This window comes from Klebsiella sp. KE9456, assembly GCF_043832615.1.
In the GTDB taxonomy this organism is placed as follows: Bacteria; Pseudomonadota; Gammaproteobacteria; order Enterobacterales; family Enterobacteriaceae; genus Klebsiella; species Klebsiella indica.
The window spans coordinates 134,967-157,358 of sequence record NZ_JBDYQK010000005.1; the positions used below are offsets into that span (position 1 = coordinate 134,967).

The 22,392-nt window shown below is 56.0% G+C and carries 20 protein-coding genes and 1 pseudogene; 5 read left to right on the forward strand and 16 right to left on the reverse strand.

Annotated elements, in window-relative coordinates; translation table 11 throughout:
* Positions 1-9 precede the first annotated feature (9 nt).
* The 5 genes from sucA to sdhC form a co-directional block, all read right to left on the reverse strand.
* A complete protein-coding gene (gene sucA / locus ABK821_RS06965; protein WP_308560897.1) occupies positions 10-2,817 on the reverse strand; it encodes a 2-oxoglutarate dehydrogenase E1 component in 2,808 nt (935 codons plus the stop codon).
* A gap of 365 nt (positions 2,818-3,182) precedes the next feature.
* Positions 3,183-3,899 (reverse strand): succinate dehydrogenase iron-sulfur subunit SdhB, encoded by a 717-nt coding sequence (gene sdhB, locus ABK821_RS06970; protein WP_138360652.1) that lies wholly within the window; start codon positions 3,897-3,899, stop codon positions 3,183-3,185.
* A 15-nt stretch (positions 3,900-3,914) separates the two neighbouring features.
* Positions 3,915-5,681 (reverse strand): succinate dehydrogenase flavoprotein subunit, encoded by a 1,767-nt coding sequence (gene sdhA / locus ABK821_RS06975; protein ID WP_138360653.1) that lies wholly within the window; start codon positions 5,679-5,681, stop codon positions 3,915-3,917.
* Positions 5,681-6,028, reverse strand: coding sequence for a succinate dehydrogenase membrane anchor subunit (gene sdhD, locus ABK821_RS06980; RefSeq protein WP_138360654.1), 348 nt, complete (start codon positions 6,026-6,028; stop codon positions 5,681-5,683). The genes sdhA and sdhD overlap by 1 nt, the downstream gene beginning before the upstream one ends.
* The gene (sdhC, locus tag ABK821_RS06985; RefSeq protein WP_171034858.1) at positions 6,022-6,426 is read right to left on the reverse strand and encodes a succinate dehydrogenase cytochrome b556 subunit; all 405 of its coding nucleotides are present in this window, start codon (positions 6,424-6,426) and stop codon (positions 6,022-6,024) included. Before sdhC ends, sdhD begins: the two co-directional genes overlap by 7 nt.
* Positions 6,427-7,066: 640 nt before the next feature.
* Between sdhC and gltA the strand changes: the two genes are divergently transcribed.
* A complete protein-coding gene (gene gltA, locus ABK821_RS06990; protein ID WP_138360656.1) occupies positions 7,067-8,350 on the forward strand; it encodes a citrate synthase in 1,284 nt (427 codons plus the stop codon).
* Between the two features lie 215 nt (positions 8,351-8,565).
* Here the strand turns inward: gltA and nei are convergent, their stop codons facing one another.
* The 11 genes and pseudogenes from nei to ABK821_RS07045 form a co-directional block, all read right to left on the reverse strand.
* The gene (nei, locus tag ABK821_RS06995) at positions 8,566-9,357 is read right to left on the reverse strand and encodes an endonuclease VIII (protein ID WP_343177896.1); all 792 of its coding nucleotides are present in this window, start codon (positions 9,355-9,357) and stop codon (positions 8,566-8,568) included.
* A 15-nt stretch (positions 9,358-9,372) separates the two neighbouring features.
* Positions 9,373-10,017, reverse strand: coding sequence for a pyroglutamyl-peptidase I (pcp, locus tag ABK821_RS07000; protein ID WP_138360658.1), 645 nt, complete (start codon positions 10,015-10,017; stop codon positions 9,373-9,375).
* 9 nt (positions 10,018-10,026) lie between these two features.
* Positions 10,027-11,022: a DUF979 domain-containing protein gene (locus ABK821_RS07005; RefSeq protein WP_138360659.1), complete on the reverse strand. Its 996-nt coding sequence runs from the start codon at positions 11,020-11,022 to the stop codon at positions 10,027-10,029.
* A complete protein-coding gene (locus tag ABK821_RS07010) occupies positions 11,019-11,744 on the reverse strand; it encodes a DUF969 domain-containing protein (protein ID WP_343177897.1) in 726 nt (241 codons plus the stop codon). Before ABK821_RS07010 ends, ABK821_RS07005 begins: the two co-directional genes overlap by 4 nt.
* Positions 11,745-11,792: 48 nt before the next feature.
* Complete coding sequence (pxpA, locus tag ABK821_RS07015) at positions 11,793-12,539, reverse strand: 5-oxoprolinase subunit PxpA (protein WP_138360661.1); 747 nt, start codon at positions 12,537-12,539, stop codon at positions 11,793-11,795.
* Positions 12,529-13,461, reverse strand: a complete 933-nt coding sequence (gene pxpC / locus ABK821_RS07020) for a 5-oxoprolinase subunit PxpC (RefSeq protein WP_142501657.1) — start codon at positions 13,459-13,461, stop codon at positions 12,529-12,531. The genes pxpA and pxpC overlap by 11 nt, the downstream gene beginning before the upstream one ends.
* A complete protein-coding gene (pxpB, locus tag ABK821_RS07025) occupies positions 13,455-14,111 on the reverse strand; it encodes a 5-oxoprolinase subunit PxpB (RefSeq protein WP_343177899.1) in 657 nt (218 codons plus the stop codon). Before pxpB ends, pxpC begins: the two co-directional genes overlap by 7 nt.
* Before the next feature lie 15 nt (positions 14,112-14,126).
* Positions 14,127-14,870 (reverse strand): type 2 GTP cyclohydrolase I, encoded by a 744-nt coding sequence (locus ABK821_RS07030; RefSeq protein WP_138360664.1) that lies wholly within the window; start codon positions 14,868-14,870, stop codon positions 14,127-14,129.
* 249 nt (positions 14,871-15,119) lie between these two features.
* Positions 15,120-16,556 carry a deoxyribodipyrimidine photo-lyase gene (gene phrB / locus ABK821_RS07035; protein ID WP_142501658.1) on the reverse strand — a complete coding sequence of 479 codons (1,437 nt, stop codon included), beginning with the start codon at positions 16,554-16,556 and terminating at the stop codon, positions 15,120-15,122.
* A 24-nt stretch (positions 16,557-16,580) separates the two neighbouring features.
* Positions 16,581-17,096: pseudogene (locus tag ABK821_RS07040) on the reverse strand (DUF1722 domain-containing protein); the annotation flags it as partial.
* 354 nt (positions 17,097-17,450) lie between these two features.
* Positions 17,451-17,657, reverse strand: a complete 207-nt coding sequence (locus ABK821_RS07045; RefSeq protein ID WP_138360667.1) for a YbfA family protein — start codon at positions 17,655-17,657, stop codon at positions 17,451-17,453.
* Between the two features lie 309 nt (positions 17,658-17,966).
* On the opposite strand from ABK821_RS07045, the gene kdpF reads away from it, so the two are divergent.
* From kdpF to kdpC, 4 genes are read left to right on the forward strand one after another with little or no spacing between them, the layout of a single operon-like run.
* A complete protein-coding gene (gene kdpF, locus ABK821_RS07050; protein WP_138360668.1) occupies positions 17,967-18,056 on the forward strand; it encodes a K(+)-transporting ATPase subunit F in 90 nt (29 codons plus the stop codon).
* Positions 18,056-19,735, forward strand: a complete 1,680-nt coding sequence (gene kdpA / locus ABK821_RS07055; protein WP_343177901.1) for a potassium-transporting ATPase subunit KdpA — start codon at positions 18,056-18,058, stop codon at positions 19,733-19,735. Before kdpF ends, kdpA begins: the two co-directional genes overlap by 1 nt.
* Positions 19,736-19,756: 21 nt before the next feature.
* Positions 19,757-21,805 (forward strand): potassium-transporting ATPase subunit KdpB, encoded by a 2,049-nt coding sequence (kdpB, locus tag ABK821_RS07060; protein ID WP_395033898.1) that lies wholly within the window; start codon positions 19,757-19,759, stop codon positions 21,803-21,805.
* 10 nt (positions 21,806-21,815) lie between these two features.
* Positions 21,816-22,391, forward strand: a complete 576-nt coding sequence (gene kdpC / locus ABK821_RS07065; protein ID WP_138360671.1) for a potassium-transporting ATPase subunit KdpC — start codon at positions 21,816-21,818, stop codon at positions 22,389-22,391.
* Position 22,392: the final 1 nt, after the last annotated feature.

The following is a 22,392-nucleotide window of genomic DNA, read 5'->3' on the forward strand; positions in this document are numbered from 1 at the left end:
ATCCTTTAATTAATCGACGTTCAGCGCGTCATTGACCAGATCTTGTTGCTGTTTCTGGTGAACGGACAAATACCCCACCGCCGGAGAGGCGGAGGCCGGGCGGCCTGCATAACGCAGAGAAGCCCCAAACGGAATCACTTCGCGGAAGTGATGCTGGCTACAGTACCAGGCGCCCTGGTTGAGCGGCTCTTCCTGACACCAGATAAAATCATGCACATGCGCGTAAGGTTTCAGCGCCTCCTGCACCGCCTGATGCGGGAACGGATAAAGCTGTTCAATACGCACAATGGCAACATCTTTCTGCTCATTTTTACGGCGGCGTTCCAGCAGATCGTAATAAACTTTACCCGCACACAGCACAACGCGCTTCACCGCTTTCGGATCGAGATCGTCGATTTCCCCGATTGCGGGCTGGAAAGTCCCGTTGGCCAGTTCCTCCATGCTGGAAACCGCCAGCGGATGACGCAGCAAGGATTTCGGCGACATCACGATCAGCGGACGACGCATACCGCGCAGCGCCTGACGGCGTAGCATATGGTAAACCTGCGCCGGCGTTGACGGCACGCAAACTTGCATATTCTGCTCGGCGCAAAGTTGCAGATAACGCTCCAGCCGCGCGGAAGAATGCTCCGGCCCCTGACCTTCATAACCGTGTGGCAATAACATCACCAGACCGCACATCCGGCCCCATTTCTGCTCGCCGGAAGAGATGAACTGATCGATAACCACCTGCGCGCCGTTGGCGAAATCACCAAACTGCGCTTCCCAGATAGTCAGCGTGCGCGGTTCCGCGGTGGCATAACCATATTCAAACGCCAGCACCGCTTCTTCAGACAGGACCGAATCCCAGACCTTAAAGTGCCCCTGGCCATTATGCACGTGCTGCAGCGGCGTATAGGTGGAACCATTTTTCTGGTTATGAATCACCGCATGACGATGGAAGAAGGTACCGCGCCCGGAGTCTTCTCCGGACAAACGCACGGAAATGCCTTCATCAACCAGCGTGGCGTATGCGAGATTCTCCGCCCCGCCCCAGTCGAACAGTTTCTCTCCGGCAGCCATCGCCTGACGATCGCCATAAATTTTCGCTACGCGGGACTGCATCTCCACAGCTTCCGGCACGGTACTGATGCGTTTCGCCAGCTCCTGCAAACGTTTAGGTTCGACTTTGTCCGGATAGCTCTCATCCCACTCATGGTTGAGATACGGGGACCAGGTAAAAGAGTGCATGTTCATCGGACGCCACTCTTTGACCACGCATTCACCGGCATCCAGCGCATCGCGGTAGAGGTTGACCATTTCAGTCGCATCTTCCAGGGTCGCGACCTTTTCCGCTTCCAGCTTATCAGCGTAGATTTTGCGCGGGGTCGGATGTTTTTTGATTTTCTGGTACATCAGCGGCTGAGTTGCGCTCGGCTCATCGGCTTCATTATGGCCATGACGGCGGTAGCACACCAGGTCGATGAAGACATCGCGTTTAAAGGTGTTGCGGAAGTCCAGCGCCACGCGAGTAACGAAAGCCACCGCTTCCGGATCATCGGCGTTAACGTGGAAAATCGGTGCCTGTACCATTTTACCGATATCGGTGCAGTACGGGGTGGAGCGCGCATCCAGCGGGTTGGAGGTGGTAAAACCCACCTGGTTGTTGATAACGATGCGCACGGTGCCGCCCACTTCGTAACCACGCGCCTTAGACATGTTCAGGGTTTCCTGAACCACGCCCTGGCCCGTCACCGCGGCGTCGCCGTGAATGGTAATGGGCAGCACTTTATTGCTGCTCGGCTCATCCAGACGGTCGAGACGGGCGCGCACGGAACCAATCACCACCGGGCTGACGATCTCCAGGTGCGACGGGTTAAACGCCAGCGCCAGGTGCACCAGGCCACCTTCGGTTTCCATATCGGACGAGAAGCCCATATGGTACTTCACATCGCCGGTACCGAGTTGCTCTTTATGTTTACCGGAGAATTCATCAAACAGATCCTGGGGTTTTTTACCCAGCACGTTGACCAGCACGTTCAGACGACCACGGTGCGCCATGCCCAGCACCACTTCGCGGGAACCGCTCTTACCCGCATGGCGGATAATCTCTTTCAGCATCGGGATCAGCGCGTCGCCACCTTCCAGCGAGAAACGTTTTGCACCGGGGAATTTCGCGCCGAGGTAGCGTTCCAGCCCTTCAGCCGCCGTCAGTTCGCTGAGAAAGCGTTTTTTCTCTTCGCCGCTAAAGTTCGCTTTTCCTGCTACCGACTCAATACGCTGCTGGATCCAGCGTTTTTCTTCGGTAGACGTGATGTGCATATATTCCGCACCGATTGAGCCGCAGTAGGTTTGCCTGAGGGCGGAAATCAACTCGCCCAGCTTCATCGTATCTTTACCGATGGCAAAAGATCCGACGTTGTAGCTTTCCTGAAAATCAGCCTCAGTCAGATCGTGGTATGCCGGATCGAGATCCGCCACTCGCTCTTGCTGCCACAGCCCCAGCGGATCGAGATTCGCATGCTGGTGACCACGGAAGCGGTAGGCGTTGATGAGCTGCAGGACTTTCACCTGCTTGACATTGCTGTCAGGGTCGGAAATTGAAGAAGTGTAACGTGAGGCATCCTTCGCCAGGCGGCGGAAATAATCACGCGTTTTGGAATGGAATTGATCCGGTTTGACTCCGGTGCCAGGTAACTGCTGGAACATAGAACGCCAGTTAGCGTCAACAGAGTCAGGATCGGTTAAGAAGTCTTCATAGAGCTGTTCTATCCAGCTCTGGTTCGAGCCAGAGAGGTAAGAAGAGTCCAGCCAGGCTTTCATTGCGCCGTTCTGCATCGTGATCCCTTAAGCATTTATATGCTTACTTCGCCATGGATACTACCACGCACATTGCTGTGCGTGCCGGGGTTCACTTGCGAGCTCTTCTCTGTGTAGCGGCTCGCGAAGGAACCTTTAGAAACTGTCTAAATAATCTTCGTCGTTCCGGCTGCGACTGCGTTGCGGCTTTCACTCACCCCAGTCACATAGTCAACTATGCTCCAGGGAATTCGTTCAACCGCGCCTTGTCTCGCGCTGAACGTCTCGATTATTTACTTATCTGGCAGTTTTTAAAGGTTTCTGCAATTTGCCCGGTGGCGCTACGCTAACCGGGCCTACTGTTACGTAGGCCGGATAAGCGCAGCGCCATCCGGCGTTGTTACTTACGCACTGCGCTGCAACAACATCGACTTAATATGACCGATGGCGCGCGTCGGGTTCAGCCCCTTAGGACATACGCTGACGCAGTTCATGATGCTATGACAGCGGAATACGCTGAATGCATCGTTCAATCCTTCGAGGCGCTCGCTGGTTTCCGTATCGCGGCTGTCGATCAGGAAGCGATACGCGGCCAGCAGGCCCGCCGGACCAATAAACTTGTCCGGGTTCCACCAGAAGGACGGGCACGAAGTTGAACAGCATGCACAAAGGATACACTCATACAGCCCATCAAGCTTTTCACGCTGCTCTGGCATCTGCAAATGCTCGCGAGCGGGTGGATTTTGCCCATTATTCAATAAATAAGGCTTAATCTTCTCATATTGTGCATAGAATTGCCCCATGTCTACCACCAGGTCGCGGATAACCGGTAAACCGGGTAGTGGGCGAATCACAATTTTCTTGCCCGGCTGGTTCAGCGCTGAAATCGGCGTGATGCACGCCAGGCCATTTTTACCGTTCATATTCAGGCCATCTGAACCACACACGCCTTCACGGCATGAACGACGGAAAGAGAGGCTGGGATCTTTTTCTTTAAGCTGAATTAATGCATCCAGCAGCATCATATCGCGCCCTTCTTCGCCCTCCAGGGTGTAATCCTGCATGCGCGGAGCGTCATCAACATCCGGGTTATAGCGATAAATTGAAAACTCGAGTTTCATTGTCCTGTCTCCGCATTAGTAAGTACGAATCTTCGGCGGGAATGCCGGGCGCAGTTTCGGTTCCATATTGACGCTTCGACGCGTCATGGATTCCGTCTCTGGCAGATACAGGGTATGGCACAGCCAGTTTTCATCATCGCGATCCGGGAAGTCGAAGCGGCTATGCGCGCCACGGCTTTCGGTACGGAAGTTGGCGGAGACGGCCGTTGCAAATGCCGTTTCCATCAGGTTGTCCAGCTCCAGGCACTCCACGCGCTGGGTGTTGAATTCGCTGGAGGTGTCGTCCAGACGGGCATTTTTCAGACGCTCGCGAATCACCTTCAGTTGCTCAAGCCCTTTCGCCATCGCGTCGCCTTCACGGAACACCGAGAAGTTGTGCTGCATACACTCCTGCAACGCTTTACGGATAGTGACCGGATCTTCGCCGTCACGGTTGTTGTTCCAGCGGTTGAGACGTTCCAGAGAGGCCTCAATGTCAGACTCGCTGGCGTCACGCAGCGCGCCCTGCTCGGCGATGGACTCCTGCAGATGCAGACCGGCCGCACGCCCGAAGACTACCAGGTCAAGCAGCGAGTTGCCGCCCAGGCGGTTAGCGCCGTGTACGGATACGCAGGCAATTTCACCCACCGCGAACAGACCAGGAATCACCACATCTTCGCCCTGCTCGTTCACGGTCAGCGCCTGACCGGTTACTTTGGTCGGGATGCCGCCCATCATATAGTGACAGGTTGGGATCACCGGAATCGGCTCTTTCACCGGGTCAACGTGGGCAAAGGTACGGGACAATTCGAGGATCCCCGGCAGACGGGATTCGAGCACTTCTTTCCCCAGATGGTCGAGCTTCAGTTTGGCATGCGGCCCCCACGGGCCGTCGCAGCCGCGACCTTCGCGGATTTCGATCATAATAGAACGCGCGACCACGTCACGACCGGCCAGGTCCTTCGCGTTCGGGGCATAGCGCTCCATAAAGCGCTCGCCGTGTTTATTCAGCAGATAACCGCCTTCGCCACGGCAGCCTTCTGTCACCAGCACGCCCGCGCCCGCAATACCGGTCGGGTGGAACTGCCACATTTCCATATCCTGCACCGGAACGCCGGCGCGCAACGCCATACCGACGCCGTCGCCGGTGTTGATATGCGCGTTAGTGGTGGACTGGTAAATACGGCCTGCGCCGCCGGTCGCCAGCACGGTTGCGCGCGCTTTGAAGTAAACCACTTCGCCGGTTTCGATACACAGGGCGGTACAACCTACCACTGCGCCGTCGGCATTTTTCACCAGATCCAGCGCATACCATTCAGAAAAAATAGTGGTATGGTTTTTCAAATTCTGTTGATACAACGTATGCAGCAATGCGTGACCGGTACGGTCAGCCGCCGCCGCGGTACGCGCCGCCTGTTCGCCGCCGAAGTTTTTCGACTGGCCGCCGAACGGACGCTGATAGATACGGCCATCGTCAAGACGGGAGAAAGGCAGCCCCATGTGCTCCAGTTCCAGAATCGCTTCCGGGCCGGTTTTGCACATATATTCAATGGCATCCTGGTCACCGATGTAGTCAGACCCTTTTACGGTATCGTACATGTGCCATTCCCAGTTATCTTCATGGGTATTACCGAGCGCCACGGTGATGCCACCTTGTGCGGATACGGTATGGGAACGGGTTGGGAAGACTTTGGAGAGCAGCGCACAGGTCTGGCCGCTTTGGGAAATTTGCAGCGCTGCGCGCATACCTGCGCCGCCTGCGCCAATAACAACAGCATCAAATTCTCTGACTGGCAGTTTCATTACACACCCCACACCACAACAAATCCATAAATGACGTAAACCACCAGCGCAACAACGATAGCAAGTTGCAGCACAAGACGCACGGCCAGCGGTTTAACGTAGTCGGTCAATACCTGCCACATGCCAATCCAGGCATGAATCAAGATGGAAAAAAGCGCCAGCAGGGTAAAGACTTTGGTGAATGACGATGAGAAGAAACCGCGCCAGAGTTCAAAAGTGAGTTCGCCGCTTGTGGCGAAGAAACCCACCATATAGATGATATATAACGTCAGAACGATAGCGGTGGCACGGACAAGGATGAAGTCATGTACGCCATTGCGTCCTAATGCGGAGGCGTTGCTTACCATACGAGGACTCCTGCGAGAAGTGAAAGCACGACAGTGATAACAAAAGAGATTTTGGCTGAGCGTTTACCCGCTTCGAATGTTTCTTCCAGATAACCAAAATCCATCATCATGTGACGAATGCCGACCACGACGTGATATGCCAGCGCGGTAAGAATGCCCCACATAATAAATTTAACAATGAAGCTATCCATGATAGCGGACGCTTGCTGGAATCCTTCAGGGGAAGAGAGGCTGGTGCCCAGTAACCACAACAGGATCCCGACCGCCACGAAAGTGATCACACCGGAAACGCGATGGAGAATGGACGCTATCGCCGTGATTGGGAACCGGATCGTTGTCAGATCCAGATTGACAGGTCTTTGTTTTTTCACATTTCTTACCATGAATAACGCCCACATGCTGTTCTTATTGTTTCCTTCCTCCGGTCTGCTTGCGGGTCAGACAGCGTCCTTATCTATAACCTGAAGTCATGTTAAAACTCTTTTTCAGGAGTTAAAACGTGACGAAAATAACGCTGGGTGGCTCGGGATTGCAGGGTATTCCGGAGACCTGGCGGCAGTATAGGCCGTTCACAAAATCATTACAATTAACCTACATATAGTTTGTCGGGTTTTCTCCCGAACAGTGATCAATATCACGATAACAACATATTTTTAAAATTTAATCATCTGATTTGACAAATATTAAACATTATTGTTACAACCATTACCAGATAAATGCGATAATGCACAAAAGTTATCGGGTCATGCTTTTACCTGAGAATAAGTTATGTAACAGTGAGAGAGTATTGACCGATGTAATCAGGACAGTTATTAGTGGTATATAGTTTATAAAATTCGGACTGCTAAAACGCTGATTTGCTGTTGTTTCATCGTAGACAGAAGGCGTACCATCAAGCGCCCTTGCTCTGTACCCTGCCCTGTTCCGCGACGCAGAGCGATGTGCAACATAACAAACTGGTAATGTTATCTGCTACGGGCCGAATGCAAATCCACCACCCGGCAGTCTTAAGCAATAAAGGCGCTAAGGAGACCATAAATGTCTGATGCTAAAGCAAAAATCACCCTGGGTGGTGATACTGCTATCGAACTGGATGTGCTAAAGGGCACGCTCGGTCAGGATGTTATTGATATTCGTAGCCTTGGTTCAAAGGGCGTATTTACTTTTGATCCTGGTTTTACCTCAACCGCATCCTGCGAATCTAAAATCACTTTTATCGATGGCGATGAAGGTATCCTGCTGCATCGCGGTTTCCCGATCGATCAGTTAGCCACCGATTCCAACTATCTGGAAGTGTGTTACATCCTGCTGAACGGTGAAAAGCCGACTCAGGCCCAGTACGACGAATTCAAAACCATCGTTACCCGCCACACCATGATTCACGAACAGATCACCCGTCTGTTCCACGCATTCCGCCGCGACTCTCACCCGATGGCCGTAATGTGCGGTATCACCGGCGCGCTGGCCGCGTTTTACCACGATTCGCTGGATGTAAATAATCCGCGTCACCGCGATATCGCTGCGTTCCGCCTGCTCTCCAAAATGCCGACCATGGCGGCGATGTGTTACAAATATTCGATTGGCCAGCCTTTCGTTTATCCGCGCAACGACCTTTCTTACGCGGGTAATTTCCTGAATATGATGTTCTCCACGCCGTGTGAAAAGTATGAGGTAAACCCGATACTGGAGCGCGCCATGGACCGTATTCTGATCCTTCATGCCGATCACGAACAGAACGCCTCAACCTCCACTGTTCGTACCGCGGGCTCTTCCGGCGCTAACCCGTTTGCCTGTATTGCGGCGGGCATTGCCTCCCTGTGGGGGCCGGCGCACGGCGGCGCCAACGAGGCGGCACTGAAGATGCTGGAAGAGATCAGCTCCGTTCAACACATTCCGGAGTTTGTCCGTCGCGCGAAAGACAAGAACGACTCTTTCCGTCTGATGGGCTTTGGCCACCGCGTATATAAAAACTACGATCCACGTGCGACCGTTATGCGTGAAACCTGCCACCAGGTGCTCAAAGAACTGGGCACCAAAGACGATCTGCTGGAAGTGGCCATGGAGCTTGAGCACATCGCGCTCAACGACCCGTACTTTATTGAGAAAAAACTCTATCCGAACGTCGATTTTTATTCCGGCATCATCCTGAAAGCGATGGGTATTCCCTCCTCCATGTTCACCGTTATCTTCGCGATGGCGCGTACCGTGGGCTGGATCGCGCACTGGAACGAAATGCACAGCGACGGCATGAAAATCGCTCGCCCACGTCAGCTGTACACCGGCTACGAAAAACGCGATTTCCAGAACGATATCAAGCGGTAAGCCTGATATGACGAAAACGCGCCAGAAGGCGCGTTTTCGCGTACTGACAAACCCGTGTCAGATATTGTGCCCGCATTTCCGCCGGGTGGCGGCTAACGCCTTACCCGGCCTATAACCTCTTTAATATCAATAGATTATGTATCACCAGCAGGCCCGCGCAAGCGAAGCGCCGCCGGGCGATTCCGGAAGAGCAAACCGGCCGGCAATCTCACCGGCTAATGCTGGCATCCTGGACACCAGTAAAACGGTCTTGACGACAGCATCGTTCTCTCGATAATCCCGCCGCAGCGCTCACAATTCTCCCCTTCGCGATGAAAAACCTTAAAGCGAAACAGCGCGCCGTGATGCTTATCATCATCAACCAGGCCGCGAGTATTGTAGGACAGCCGCGGAATATCCAGCAGCGCCTGAGCCAGCACATCAAGCTGTTTATTATCAAGTCCGGAAGCCTTGTGCCGCCCGGTTAACCCCGCCTGCCAGAGAATCTCTACGCGTAAATAATTCCCCAGCCCCGCAAGAAACGCCTGATCCAGCAACAGCCCGGAGAACTGACGATTGCGGAATTTCGCCGACAGCAGACGCGCTTTAACTTTCTCAACGGTAAGCGTCATATTGAGCACATCCGGCCCGACCCGCAGCAAAAACGGATGTCGGGCGAGCTGTTCAGGCGTCAGTATTTCAATATCAGAGGCGCTATAGAGCAAAACCGCCTTGCAGGCGGTCTGCAAGCGAACGCGCAAAATACGCGTCGTTTCAGGTTGTTCCCCCGCGTCGACCACTCGCCAGACGCCATACAGCTGATTGTGGCTGTAAAGCGTCAATCCGCCAGAGAAGTGAGTAAGTAAGGCCTTGCCGCGAGTTTCGATACGCGTCACCTGCTGGCCGATCAGCTGTGACTGATAAGCGTGTAACTGCGGGAAGGCGAACCACGCCTCAGTCAACGGTTCGCCTTTGATCGCCGCTTCCAGGCTATCCGCCGCACGGCGAATTTCCGGACCTTCCGGCATAATAATGTCCTTGTCTTAATGCGTTGCGCCGCCTACCGCTTTCACATCGCCATCCTGGCGCAAAGCAACGGCAATCGCGATCTCCAGCGCCGCACGTACCGTCTCTGCCGCCATACTCGCTTCGCCGGGATGAGCCGCAGCCTGCTCCGGCAAATAGGGGATATGAATAAATCCCCCCTTCACGCCGCATTTACCCTGTAGCCGATGCAGCAGACCATACATCACATGGTTACAGACAAATGTTCCCGCCGTCTGCGACACCGACGCCGGGATCCCACGCTCGCGCAGCGCCGCAACGATCGCTTTAATCGGCAGCGTGCTGAAATACGCCGCCGGACCATCGGCAATAATCGGTACGTCGATCGGCTGCAGGCCTTTATTGTCCGGAATTCGCGCATCATCAACGTTAATCGCCACCCGTTCCACGGTGATATCGACGCGCCCGCCCGCCTGACCAATCGCCAGCGTCAAGACGGGCTCCAGCTCGTCCAGCGCCGCGTTGAGTACCGCCAGGGCATCGCCAAATACGCACGGCAGTTGCCGCGCCGTAACGGGCAGCCCGGCGATAATAACCCCATCCAGCTGCTTAACCACTTCCCACGAAGGATTAATCGCCTCGCCGCCAAAGGGTTCAAAACCGGTGATCAATACGCCAGCCATCATCCCTCCTTACAGGAACATCAGGAAATAGAGCAAAAATACGTTCACGGTAAGCAGCAGCACACCGGTCGGTACCTGAGCTTTGATCACCGCGTTTTTATCCGGCAGCTCCAGCAGCGCCGCCGGGACGATATTGAAGTTAGCCGCCATCGGGGTCATCAGAGTGCCGCAATAGCCGGAGAACATACCAATCGCCGCCATCACCGCCGGATTTCCGCCATGCTGTAACACCAGAATCGGGATCCCGACACCTGCCGTCACGATGGGGAATGCGGCGAAGGCGTTACCCATCACCATCGTCAGTAGCGCCATGCCGATAGCATAAACGGCAACGGCAATAAACCGGCTGTCCACCGCCAGATAGTGCTGCGTCAACCACGAGATGCTATTGCCGACGCCGGCGGCGGTAAACAGCAGGCCGAGAACCGCCAGGATCTGCGGCAAAATAAACGCCCAGCCGACCGAATCCAGAAGACGGCGCGCCTCCTGTAACGGCTGTGCGGCGGTTTCATGGGTCATGCGGATCGCCATCACCAGGCCGAGCAGCGTTCCCGCGGTCATGGAAAACAGGGTAATCAACGTGGCGTGATTGCCCGCGCCAAAGACGGCAACCTGCAACGCTGGCAGATTGTTAAACAGCAACACGCCAGCAACGGTCACCACCGGGATCGCCAGCGCGGGGAAGAACAGTTTGTTGCCCAGACGCGCGGCGCTGGCGGTGCGCTCTTCCTGCGAACGCTGATGATAGCGGCCGAGGCGAACACCGCCAAAACCAGCAATCAGCGCCAGCACGACAACGATGATACCGACGGCAATATTAACGGTCCGCTTATCGCCGACCAATTGATACGTCCAGTCGCCAAACAGAAACACCACGCCGTAAAGCCCCCAGAACAGACCGGTCGTCAGCCTGCGCGGGTTCGCTTTATCGCGCCATGACATCACCGCCACCACCAGCAGAACGGCGCCCGCCAGCCAGTACAACCAGGTTTGCTGAAAATTCATGCGACACCGCCTTTCGCCTGCGCGGCGTTAATCTTGTCCAGCTCACGCTGTAGATGACGGTCCAGACGCCACAGACGGGCGGAGTGGATCAGGAAGGCGCATACCGCCGTAGGGATCCCCCACACGGCGATGTGCAGCGGCTCGGTCTGAATGCCGCCTGACTCCAGCATAAAGTTATGCATAAAGATAATCGCGCCAAAGGCGACAAAAATATCTTCGCCGAAGAACAGGCCAACGTTATCGGTGGCGGCCGACATCGCGCGTAAGCGGTAACGGATATCGCCCGGCAGCGCGCCAAAATTCTTCTCCGCCGCGCCTTCCGCCATCGGTGCCAGCAGCGGACGCACCATCTGCGGATGCCCACCCAGACTGGTTAACCCCAGCGCGGCGGTCACTTCACGTACGAACAGATAGACAATGAGCAAACGGCCCGCTGTTGCGCTGCGGATCTTCGCGATCCACGCCTGCGCGCGCTCTTTCAGCCCATGCCGTTCCAGCAGGCCGATGACCGCCAGCGGCAGCAGAAGAATAAACGGCAGATTGCGGGTATTAAGAAACCCTTCCCCCAGCTTTTCCAGAATGGTCGCGACCGGCATATGCGCCGTCAGCCCGGTGATGATCCCGGAAACAATCACCACCAGAACCGGGTTAAAACGTAATAGAAAACCAACCACGATCGCGGCAATGCCGATCAGCGGCCAGAGAGATACTGACTGTTCCATAGTAGCATCCTGTATGTTGTGTATTGTTAATTGCTTAATATTATTATTTTACTCTTCTGTTTCCGTGCTCACCTGTATATTGCGCCCGGCAAACGCCGCGCGCAAACGACGGGCAAAATCCAGCGCGTGCTCACCGTCACCATGCAAACAAACGGTTTCCGCTACCACATGCGCCCATTCACCGGTAATGCTCCGAACCCGATTGTGTTGCACCATTTCCAGCGTCTGCGCCAGCGATTGCTCTTCGCTCTCAATCAGCGCGCCAGGCTGCGTGCGCGGCACCAGGCTGCCATCCGCCAGATAGCCGCGATCGGCAAACACTTCCTGACGGGTAGCCAACTGGTAACGTTGTCCGGCGCGAATCAGCTCGCTGCCCGCCAGCCCAACCAGCACCAGATCAGCATCAATATCGCGCACCGCACGGGCAATCGCATCGGCCAGTTGCGGATCTTTCGCCGCCTGGTTATAGAGCATTCCGTGCGGCTTAACGTGCTGTAATTCGCCGCCTTGCGCGCGCACCATCGCCGCCAGCGCGCCAACCTGGTACAGCGTTTGCGCATAAACGGTTTCCGGCGGCAGTTGCATAGGCGTCCGTCCGAAGTTCTCCCGGTCAGGGAAGCTCGGATGCGCCCCTACCGCAACGCCATATTTCAGCGCGTCGCGGACGCTCTGCAGCATCATCACCGCATCTCCGGCATGGAAACCGCAGGCGATATTGGCGGAAGAAACCAGTTGCAACAGGGCACTGTCATTGGCGCAGCCTTCACCCAGATCGGCATTTAAATCAATCTTCATTATCAAGTCTCCATGCCAGTTGTTCGAAATAACGCTGTCTGTCGTCACGCGCTTTAAGCGCTTCCTCCAGCGTACAGGGAACAAAGTGGATCGGCTGACCCAGCGGAATTTGCGCCAGCTGGTACATATCAGCCTCAATAATACTGGCAATACGCGGATAGCCACCGGTCGTCTGGGCATCATTCATCAGTACGATCGGCTGACCGTTGTGCGGAACCTGCACCACGCCGGGCAGCAGGCCGTGAGAGAGCATCTCGCGATCGGTCGTCCGCTTCAGCGGTTGCCCCTGCAGACGGTACCCCATGCGATTGCTTTGCGGACTCAATTGCCAGGGCGAACGCCAGAAAGACGCCTGCGATGCGCTATCAAATTCCTGATATTCCGGCCCAGGCAGCGCACGGATGCGATTGCCGACAGGCAGTTGCTTCACGCCGCGCGGCCCGCGAAATTGTTTTTCGGATTTACCCAGTTTCAGCCGGTCGCCATCCTGTAAACGCCGTCCTTCCAGTCCGCCAATCCCCACTTTCAGGTCGGTACTGCGCGAGCCCAACACTTTCGGCACCGCAATGCCCCCCGCCACCGCAAGATAACTACGCACGCCGTGCTGGGGATTTTTGAGCACCAGATGCTGGCCCGCCCTGACCGCCGTCCGCCAGCCGACCCACACCGGCTCATCATCCAGCTTCGCCTCACAGGCGGCGCCGGTCAGTGCAAACCAGCCGCTACGTTCAAACTGAATATCCACCTGACCCAGGGTTATCTCCAGCGCCGCGGCGTTGGCGCCGTTACCCACCAGCAAATTGGCGATCACCAGCGCGGGCTTATCCATCGCGCCGCAGCGGCTGATGCCCAACTGACGCAGCCCTTCACGCCCGCCATCCTGTACCGAGGTATACATCCCGGCACGGATTATCTTCAACATACGCCCTCCTTTTGCGGCACAAAACGGACCCGGTCGCCGGAACGCAGCAGCGTCGGCTCCTTGCGCGTCGGATCAAACAGCGCCAGCGGCGTACGCCCCAGTAGCTGCCAGCCTCCCGGCGTCGCCAGCGGGTAGATCCCGGTTTGCGCCCCGCCAATCCCGACCGAACCGGCGGGCACCAGTAGCCGCGGCTCCGCCCGGCGCGGCATCGCCAGTTGTTCCGGCAGGCCGCCAAAATACGGGAACCCAGGCTGGAAGCCAAGAAACCAGACCACGTACTCCACCGAGGCATGCAATTCAACAACCTGCTTTTCGCTCAGGCCGCTATGGCGAGCGACCTCCCCCAGATCCGGGCCGCCTTCGCCACCGTAAACGACCGGGATCGAGACCTGCCGGGATTCCGGTTCGAGCGTATCGCACTCCTCCCACCAGATTTGCAGGCGCTCAATCGCATCCCACGCGGTTTGCTGTGGATTACGCAATATCACGGTAATGTTGTTCATACCGGGAATCGCTTCCACCACCTCACTATGGCCAATCAGCCGCTGCGCTAACCGCCAAATCCGTTTCTGACTCTCCAGCGTCACCGGTGGCTCCAGCTCCAGCACAACAGCCGTTTCACCTAATAAATAACAACGCGCTCGCTGCACTTTTACCTCCATTTATCAGGCCGGATTCGGGATATCAATAAATGTGACATCCAGTTCGCTGTTTTCCGTCAACCATTCGCTTAACGCACGAATCCCGCCGCGCTCGGTGGCATGGTGACCCGCGGCGTAAAAATGCAATCCCTGCTCACGCGCCGAATGGATGGTTTGTTCCGAAACTTCACCGGTAATAAACGCATCGACGCCAAAACGCGCCGCGCTGTCGATAAAGCTCTGACCGCCCCCGGTACACCACGCCACACGGGCTACTTTGTCCGGCCCGGTATCACCGCACCACAGCGGTTTACGTCCCAGGCGCGCTTCAATCCACGAAGCCAGTTCCAGGCCGGATACCGCCATTGAGAGTTCTCCCCATGGCACCAGCGGTTCGATCTCACCCATCACGTTGATGCCAAGCAGCGAAGCCAGCTGCGCGTTATTCCCCAGTTCCGGGTGGGCATCAAGGGGTAAGTGCCAGCCATAGAGGTTGATATCATTGCTTAGCAACGTCTTGAGACGGTTACGCTTCATACCGCGAATAACCGGCGATTCCCCTTTCCAGAAATAACCATGATGGACAATCACCGCATCGGCCTCCAGGCGCACGGCTTCGTCAAGCAGCGCCTGGCTGGCAGTCACGCCGGTAACAATTTTTTGCACCGTTTCACGTCCTTCCACCTGCAGACCATTGGGGGCGTAATCACTGATGGCCGCACTATTCAGCTTTTCATTAATCAGTTGTTCCAGTTCACTATTTTTCATTTTCGCTCCATCAGGCGATCGTGTTGTGCAGAGGGATAACATAACGATATCCATGCGATCCGTCGATAGCCTCCCGCCTTTCGCTGACGATTTTGATCATGCGCGAAATCCGGCGCTGTTTTTTCACCTGCTTTGCGCGCCTGCCCGCCGTGCTGTTCAGGCGGGAGCGGTCGGTACCGTCGCTCATTGTGACGACGATTACCGCACCTGGAGGGGATGTTCTGCGACGTCGCGTGGACGTGACGCCGTTCAGTCGTCCGCCGATGGCCTCTTCAGCTCTCTGGCGGCGTCCCAGGCTGCCAGCGTCGCCAGCCGGGCCTGCTTGTGATCAATAATCGGGCGCGGATAATCCAACGTGAGGCCATTTTTCTCCGCCCATATCCACGGTTGATGCAGCGCTTTGTCAGGAACATCGGCCAGCTCAGGTAGCCATTGGCGAATAAACGTCCCGGCTTTATCAAACCGTTCACCCTGCGTCGTCGGGTTAAAAATACGAAAATAGGGTACGGCATCGGTGCCGGTTGAAGCCGCCCACTGCCAGCCGCCATTGTTGGCCGCCAGATCGCCATCAATAAGCTGTTCGATAAAGTAGCGTTCGCCCAGCCGCCAGTCGATACGCAGATCTTTCACCAGGAAACTGGCGACAATCATTCGCAGGCGATTATGCATCCAGCCAGTCGTATTTAGCTGACGCATCGCGGCATCAACAATCGGGAAGCCGGTTTTTCCGCGTTGCCAGGCCTGTAGCGCTAACTCATCATCCCGCCATGCGACATTATCAGTCCAGGCAATAAAGGGGCGTCCTTTACACACTTTCGGATGGTACACCATCAGATGGCGGTAGAATTCGCGCCAGATAAGTTCATTGAGCCACACGGCCCCTGCGTGGCCATTAAGCGCCCGTGGTTGCTCCACCAGCAGGCGATGCAGACACTGACGCGGCGAGAGGACGCCCACCGCCAGACACGGTGACAGCCGGCTGGTTCCCTCAATGGCTGGCAGGTCGCGCAGGTGTTCATAATCGGCAACCTTTTTCTGACAGAACCGGCGAAGCTGCGTAATAGCACTTTTTTCATCAGCGGCGAACAGGGCGCGATCAAAGGGCGTTTGCGGATAGTCTATTTTCACTTCAGACGCCGACACCCTTGCCCCGCTGGCGCGGACTTGCGGCGCGGCAACACACTCAGGCAACGCCTCCTGTAAACGGCGAATAAAAGCATGTTTAAATGGCGTAAACACCTTATACATTTCGCGATTGCCGGTGAGCACGCTGCCGGGCGCCAGCAATACGCTGTCATCAAAACCCTGACAGATCGCCTTTTCTAAGATTTTCTCCACGGCCGCGTCGCGCTGGCGTTCATTAATTTCGTACTGGTAGTTATAAAACAGATGGGTGACCTGCTGCTGCTCGCAGATCCTGGCGAGCAGATTCACACTGGCGGCGAAGTCTTCCGCATGTTCAATGAGCAGCGGGATCCCTCGCGTTGCCAGCGCCGTTTGCAGACTATGAAGGTGGCTGACGATAAATGCCGCCTGGCGTGGCGCCATGCCATGCTGATGCCATTGTCCTGGCGTGGCGATAAATACCCCGAGGACACGGGCATGTGGATCCCGGCAGGCCGCCGCGAGCGCCAGATTATCGTGAATGCGCAAATCCGCGCGAAACCAGACCAGATGGGTGGCCATAACGCTCCTGAAATCCGTGATTTTTTATTCGTTCAGTGTTTCCGGCCAGCCAGTGAAATAGCGTTGTTCAGCGAGGTAAGCATCCGGAAATTCGGTCATATAATGTTTTAGCAACGTTACCGGGGCAAGCAACGGCTCTCTCCCCAAGCGATAGTCATTAATGAGCATCGTCAGCGCCTGCTTCTGTTCAGCGGTCAGGTGTTCACGGAAATAGCCCTGAACATGCATCAGAACGTTGGTATGGTTCTGCCGGGTAGAAGGATGGGCCAGCAGATTCACCAGACGCTCACGATAGGCATCGAAAAAAGCATCCAGCGATGGCCAGTCGGCCATCGCCGCCACAAAAGGCCCTATCTGACGGTACGCTGGCTGCGAATGCGCCAGCAGTATCAACTTGTAGCGGCTATGAAAATCGATCAGTCCGCCGCGGGTCAATCCTTCGCGACGCAAGTTATCCAGTTCACGTAAGGTATACATACGGGTTTTATCATCGTCTTCCAGCCAGGTCTCATTCATTACCGCTCCTTGTCTCATGGGAAGTTGTCAGTGTATACCCGTCATACTTCAAGTTGCATGTGCGTTGGCTTTCCTCGTTCACCCCAGTCACGTACTGGAGTACGCTCCCGGGGATTCACTGCGTCGCCGCCTTCCTGCAACTCGAATAATTTAGGGTATAAAACACAACTGGCAAAAAAAAACCGCCGGGAAAACCGGCGGCCAGATGACTGATAAAGTGGGTTATTCCTGGAATTGCCCGGCGGCGCTTCGCTTGCGCGGACCGGAGTAAAATTCATAACATGATGATATTACGAGTTTCCCATGAGAAGCCAGGCCTCGATCGCCATCAGGCGGAAATACCCGCACACTATCCGTACGATGAATAATTTGAGACGATCAGTAAAAATCTGCGGCGGCTTTTTCCGCCTGGGCCATCCATACCGGCTGATCGCTGGTTTTGGCCCACACGCGGTGCAACCAGCTGTAAAAACGGGCGCGATCCTTCCAGAACAGCATCACCGGAAAAGCCAGCACGCCAGCCACAACGGCGAAAGCACGGCGCGCGAAGATGACGTAAGCCGGATAGTTTTTGTACAACGTCATAATTTCTCTCCCCTTTGTCAGGCCGGCAATCAACGCCGGTAAAGTGCCAATGTACTCTGGCTAAAATAGTACCGCTTTGACTGTAATTTTACTACTCATCCGACCACTAAAAAGCACTTATTTTCGCCTTTATTTTTATTCATTCGGTAAATTAGTTACATAAAAGTTAAATTAATACTAACCATTAGTTAAATTGTGGTTTTAACGATTTTTATATTTTTTTTATCCCCCCGGCGCTGATTTTTGCGAAATCTTTGCGCCCAACTTTCTATTCTCCGCGTAAAGCCCAAAAACACCCGGAGGTGGATTGTGACCGCAGGCGTAATCGCTGGCGTAGCGCTGGTGTTCCTGTTGCTGGTTTATCTGGTTTATGCCCTGCTACACGCGGAGGCATTCTGATGGCCGCGCAAGGATTTTTACTCATCACGAGCTTTATTCTGCTGCTGTTCATCCTGGCGCGTCCGCTGGGAAGCGTACTGGCAAGCATGATTAACGATGTACCGTTACCTGGCCTTGCCGGTATCGAACGCAGTTTATGGCGGGTAGCCGGTATTCGTTCGCAGGAGATGAACTGGTATCAATATTTATGCGCTATTTTGCTGTTTAACGCCCTCGGTATACTGGCGTTATTTGTGCTGCTGATGCTTCAGGGTTCACTGCCGCTCAACCCTCAGCATCTGCCCGGCCTGTCATGGGATCTGGCGCTGAATACCGCGGTGAGCTTCGTCAGTAACACCAACTGGCAGGCCTACGCCGGGGAAACCACCATGAGCTATCTGAGCCAGATGGCAGGACTGGCGGTGCAAAATTTCCTCTCTGCCGCCACCGGGATCGCGGTGGTCTTCGCTTTCACCCGTGCGTACGCCCGGCAGAAAGTCAGCACCCTGGGCAACGTCTGGGTCGATCTGATTCGTATCACGCTCTGGTTGTTGCTGCCGATTTCGCTACTGATCGCCCTGTTCTTTATTCAGCAAGGCGTGCCGCAGAATTTCGCTCCCTATCAGAGCATGGTTTCGCTTGAAGGTGTGCGCCAGATGCTGCCGATGGGGCCAGTGGCTTCCCAGGAAGCCATTAAGATGCTTGGCACCAACGGCGGCGGTTTCTTTAACGCCAATTCCGCTCACCCGTTCGAAAACCCCACCGCGCTGACCAATATGGTGCAGATGCTGGCGATCTTTCTGATCCCGGCGGCATTGTGCTTCGCCTTTGGCGAGGTGGTGGGCGATCGCCGCCAGGGTCGCGCGATTCTGTGGGCAATGTTGCTGATCTTTATTGTCTGCGCGGCGGCGGTGATGTGGGCGGAAACTCGCGGCAACCCGCATCTGTTACACCTCGGGGCCGACAGTAATCTGAATATGGAAGGCAAAGAGAGTCGTTTTGGCATTCTCGCCAGCAGCCTGTTTGCGGTTATCACCACCGCCGCATCCTGCGGAGCGGTGAATGCGATGCATGACTCCTTTACCGCGCTGGGCGGGATGGTGCCCATGTGGCTGATGCAAATCGGCGAAGTGGTTTTTGGCGGCGTCGGGTCGGGTCTGTACGGCATGCTGTTATTCGTGATGCTGGCGGTATTTATCGCCGGGTTAATGATTGGCCGCACGCCGGAATACCTCGGTAAGAAAATCGATGTCCGTGAAATGAAAATGATTGCGCTGGCGATCCTCGTCACGCCGACGCTGGTGCTCCTCGGTACGGCTCTGGCGATGATGACCGGGGCCGGACGCGCCGCAATGCTTAATCCCGGCCCGCACGGATTTAGCGAAGTGCTGTACGCGGTAACTTCGGCGGCCAATAACAACGGCAGCGCCTTCGCGGGCATCAACGCAACGACGCCGTTCTGGAACCTGCTACTGGCGTTCTGCATGCTGGTCGGCCGCTTCGCGGTCATTATTCCGGTAATGGCCATTGCCGGCTCGCTGGTAACGAAGAAAATTCAGCCCGCCAGCAGCGGGACGCTCGCAACCCATGACGCGTTATTTATCGGCCTGCTGATCGGCACCGTTTTGCTGGTCGGTGCCCTGACCTTTATTCCCGCGCTCGCGCTCGGCCCGCTGGCGGAACAATTCTCTTTACTTTAAGCGATTGCGGAGCAACCTGTTATGAGTCGCAAATCATTAGCCCTGCTGGAGCCGACGCTTGTACGCCAGGCGTTGCTTGACGCAGTGAAAAAACTTAGCCCGCAAGTACAGTGGCGTAACCCGGTCATGTTTATCGTCTGGATCGGCAGCCTGCTGACCACTCTGCTCGCCATCGCGATGGCAAGCGGGCAGATCGCGGGAAGCGCCCCGTTTACCGCTGCCGTCAGTATTTGGCTGTGGTTTACCGTGCTGTTCGCCAACTTCGCCGAAGCAATGGCCGAAGGCCGCAGTAAAGCGCAGGCCAGTAGCCTCAAAGGGGTCAAAAAGACCGCATTTGCCCGTAAACTGCGCGCGCCGCAGCGCGATGCGCAAATTGACCACATCCCCGCCGATGAACTGCGTAAAGGGGACGTCGTCCTGGTCGAAGCAGGGGATATTATTCCCTGCGATGGCGAAGTTATCGAAGGGGGCGCGTCGGTGGACGAAAGCGCCATCACCGGCGAGTCCGCGCCGGTCATTCGCGAATCCGGCGGCGACTTCGCCTCGGTGACCGGCGGAACGCGAATTCTCTCTGACTGGCTGGTCATCGAATGCAGCGTGAATCCCGGCGAAACCTTCCTTGACCGGATGATCGCCATGGTGGAAGGCGCGCAGCGCCGCAAAACGCCAAACGAAATCGCCCTGACCATTCTGCTGATCGCCCTGACTCTGGTGTTCCTGCTGGCGACCGCCACCATCTGGCCTTTCTCTGCCTGGGGCGGTCACGCCGTCAGCGTAACGGTGCTGGTCGCCCTGCTGGTGTGTCTGATCCCGACGACTATCGGCGGATTACTCTCGGCGATTGGCGTTGCCGGGATGAGCCGGATGCTGGGGGCCAACGTCATCGCCACCAGCGGACGCGCGGTAGAAGCCGCAGGCGATGTGGACGTGCTGCTTCTGGACAAAACCGGCACCATCACCCTCGGTAACCGCCAGGCTTCGGATTTTCTGCCCGCTCAGGGCGTGGATGAAAAGACGCTGGCGGACGCGGCGCAACTCTCCTCGCTGGCCGACGAAACGCCGGAAGGCCGCAGCATCGTCATCCTCGCCAAGCAACGTTTTAACCTGCGGGAACGCGATGTCCAGTCGCTTCATGCCACTTTTGTTCCCTTTACCGCGCAAAGCCGAATGAGCGGTATCAATATCGATAACCGAATGATCCGTAAAGGTTCCGTGGATGCCATTCGTCGCCATGTCGCCGCCAGCGGCGGTCATTTTCCTGCTGACGTGGAACAAAAAGTGGATAGCGTCGCTCGTCTTGGCGCCACGCCGCTGGTGGTGGTGGAAGGTTCCCGCGTGCTGGGCGTTATCGCGCTGAAAGATATTGTCAAAGGCGGGATCAAAGAACGCTTCGCCCAGTTGCGCAAAATGGGCATCAAAACGGTGATGATCACCGGCGATAACCGTCTGACGGCGGCGGCGATTGCCGCCGAAGCCGGTGTGGATGATTTTCTGGCGGAAGCGACGCCGGAAGCCAAGCTGGCGTTGATTCGCCAGTATCAGGCCGAAGGCCGTCTGGTGGCGATGACCGGCGACGGAACCAACGATGCGCCGGCGCTGGCGCAGGCTGATGTGACGGTGGCGATGAACTCCGGTACTCAGGCGGCGAAAGAAGCCGGCAACATGGTGGATCTCGATTCTAACCCCACTAAGCTGATTGAGGTGGTGCATATCGGCAAACAGATGCTGATGACCCGCGGTTCTTTAACCACCTTTAGCATCGCCAACGACGTAGCAAAATATTTCGCTATTATTCCGGCGGCGTTTGCCGCGACCTATCCACAGTTGAATGCGCTGAACATTATGCGTCTGCATTCGCCGGACTCCGCGATCCTCAGCGCGGTGATCTTCAATGCGCTGGTTATCATTTTTCTGATCCCGCTGGCATTAAAAGGGGTGAGCTATAAGCCGCTTTCAGCCTCTGCCATGCTGCGCCGTAACCTGTGGATCTACGGTCTTGGCGGGCTGGTGATACCGTTTATCGGTATCAAAGCTATCGATCTGTTACTTACCCTGAGCGGGCTGCTGTGAGGAAAAGATCATGTCATTGATTCGCCCCGCCATTGTGCTTTTTATTCTGTTAACGCTTATTACCGGCGGCGTCTATCCGCTGTTGACCACCGCGCTGGGACAGTGGTGGTTCCCGCAACAAGCCAACGGTTCGCTGGTGAGGATTGACGGTGAAGTGCGCGGTTCCCGCCTGATCGGCCAGAACTTTACCTCCGCTGGCTATTTCCAGGGCCGCCCGTCCGCCACGACCGGGATGCCGGACAACCCGCTGGCTTCCGGCGGCAGCAACCTTTCCGTCAGCAATCCGGCGCTGGATAAAACTATCGGCGAACGGATACAGGCGCTGCGCGCCGCCAACCCGGATGCGAGTCCGGCTGTGCCGGTGGAGCTGGTCACCGCCTCGGCGAGCGGACTGGATAACAATCTGACTCCGGCCGCCGCCCTATGGCAGGTACCTCGCGTCGCCAGAGCGCGGCAGCTTAGCGTTGAACAGGTCAGCCAGCTGGTCAACGACGCAACGCAAACACCGTTGCTCAGCTTTCTTGGCCAACCTGTGGTAAATATACTGCAGCTAAATATGTCGCTGGATGCGCTGAAGGATAAGTGAA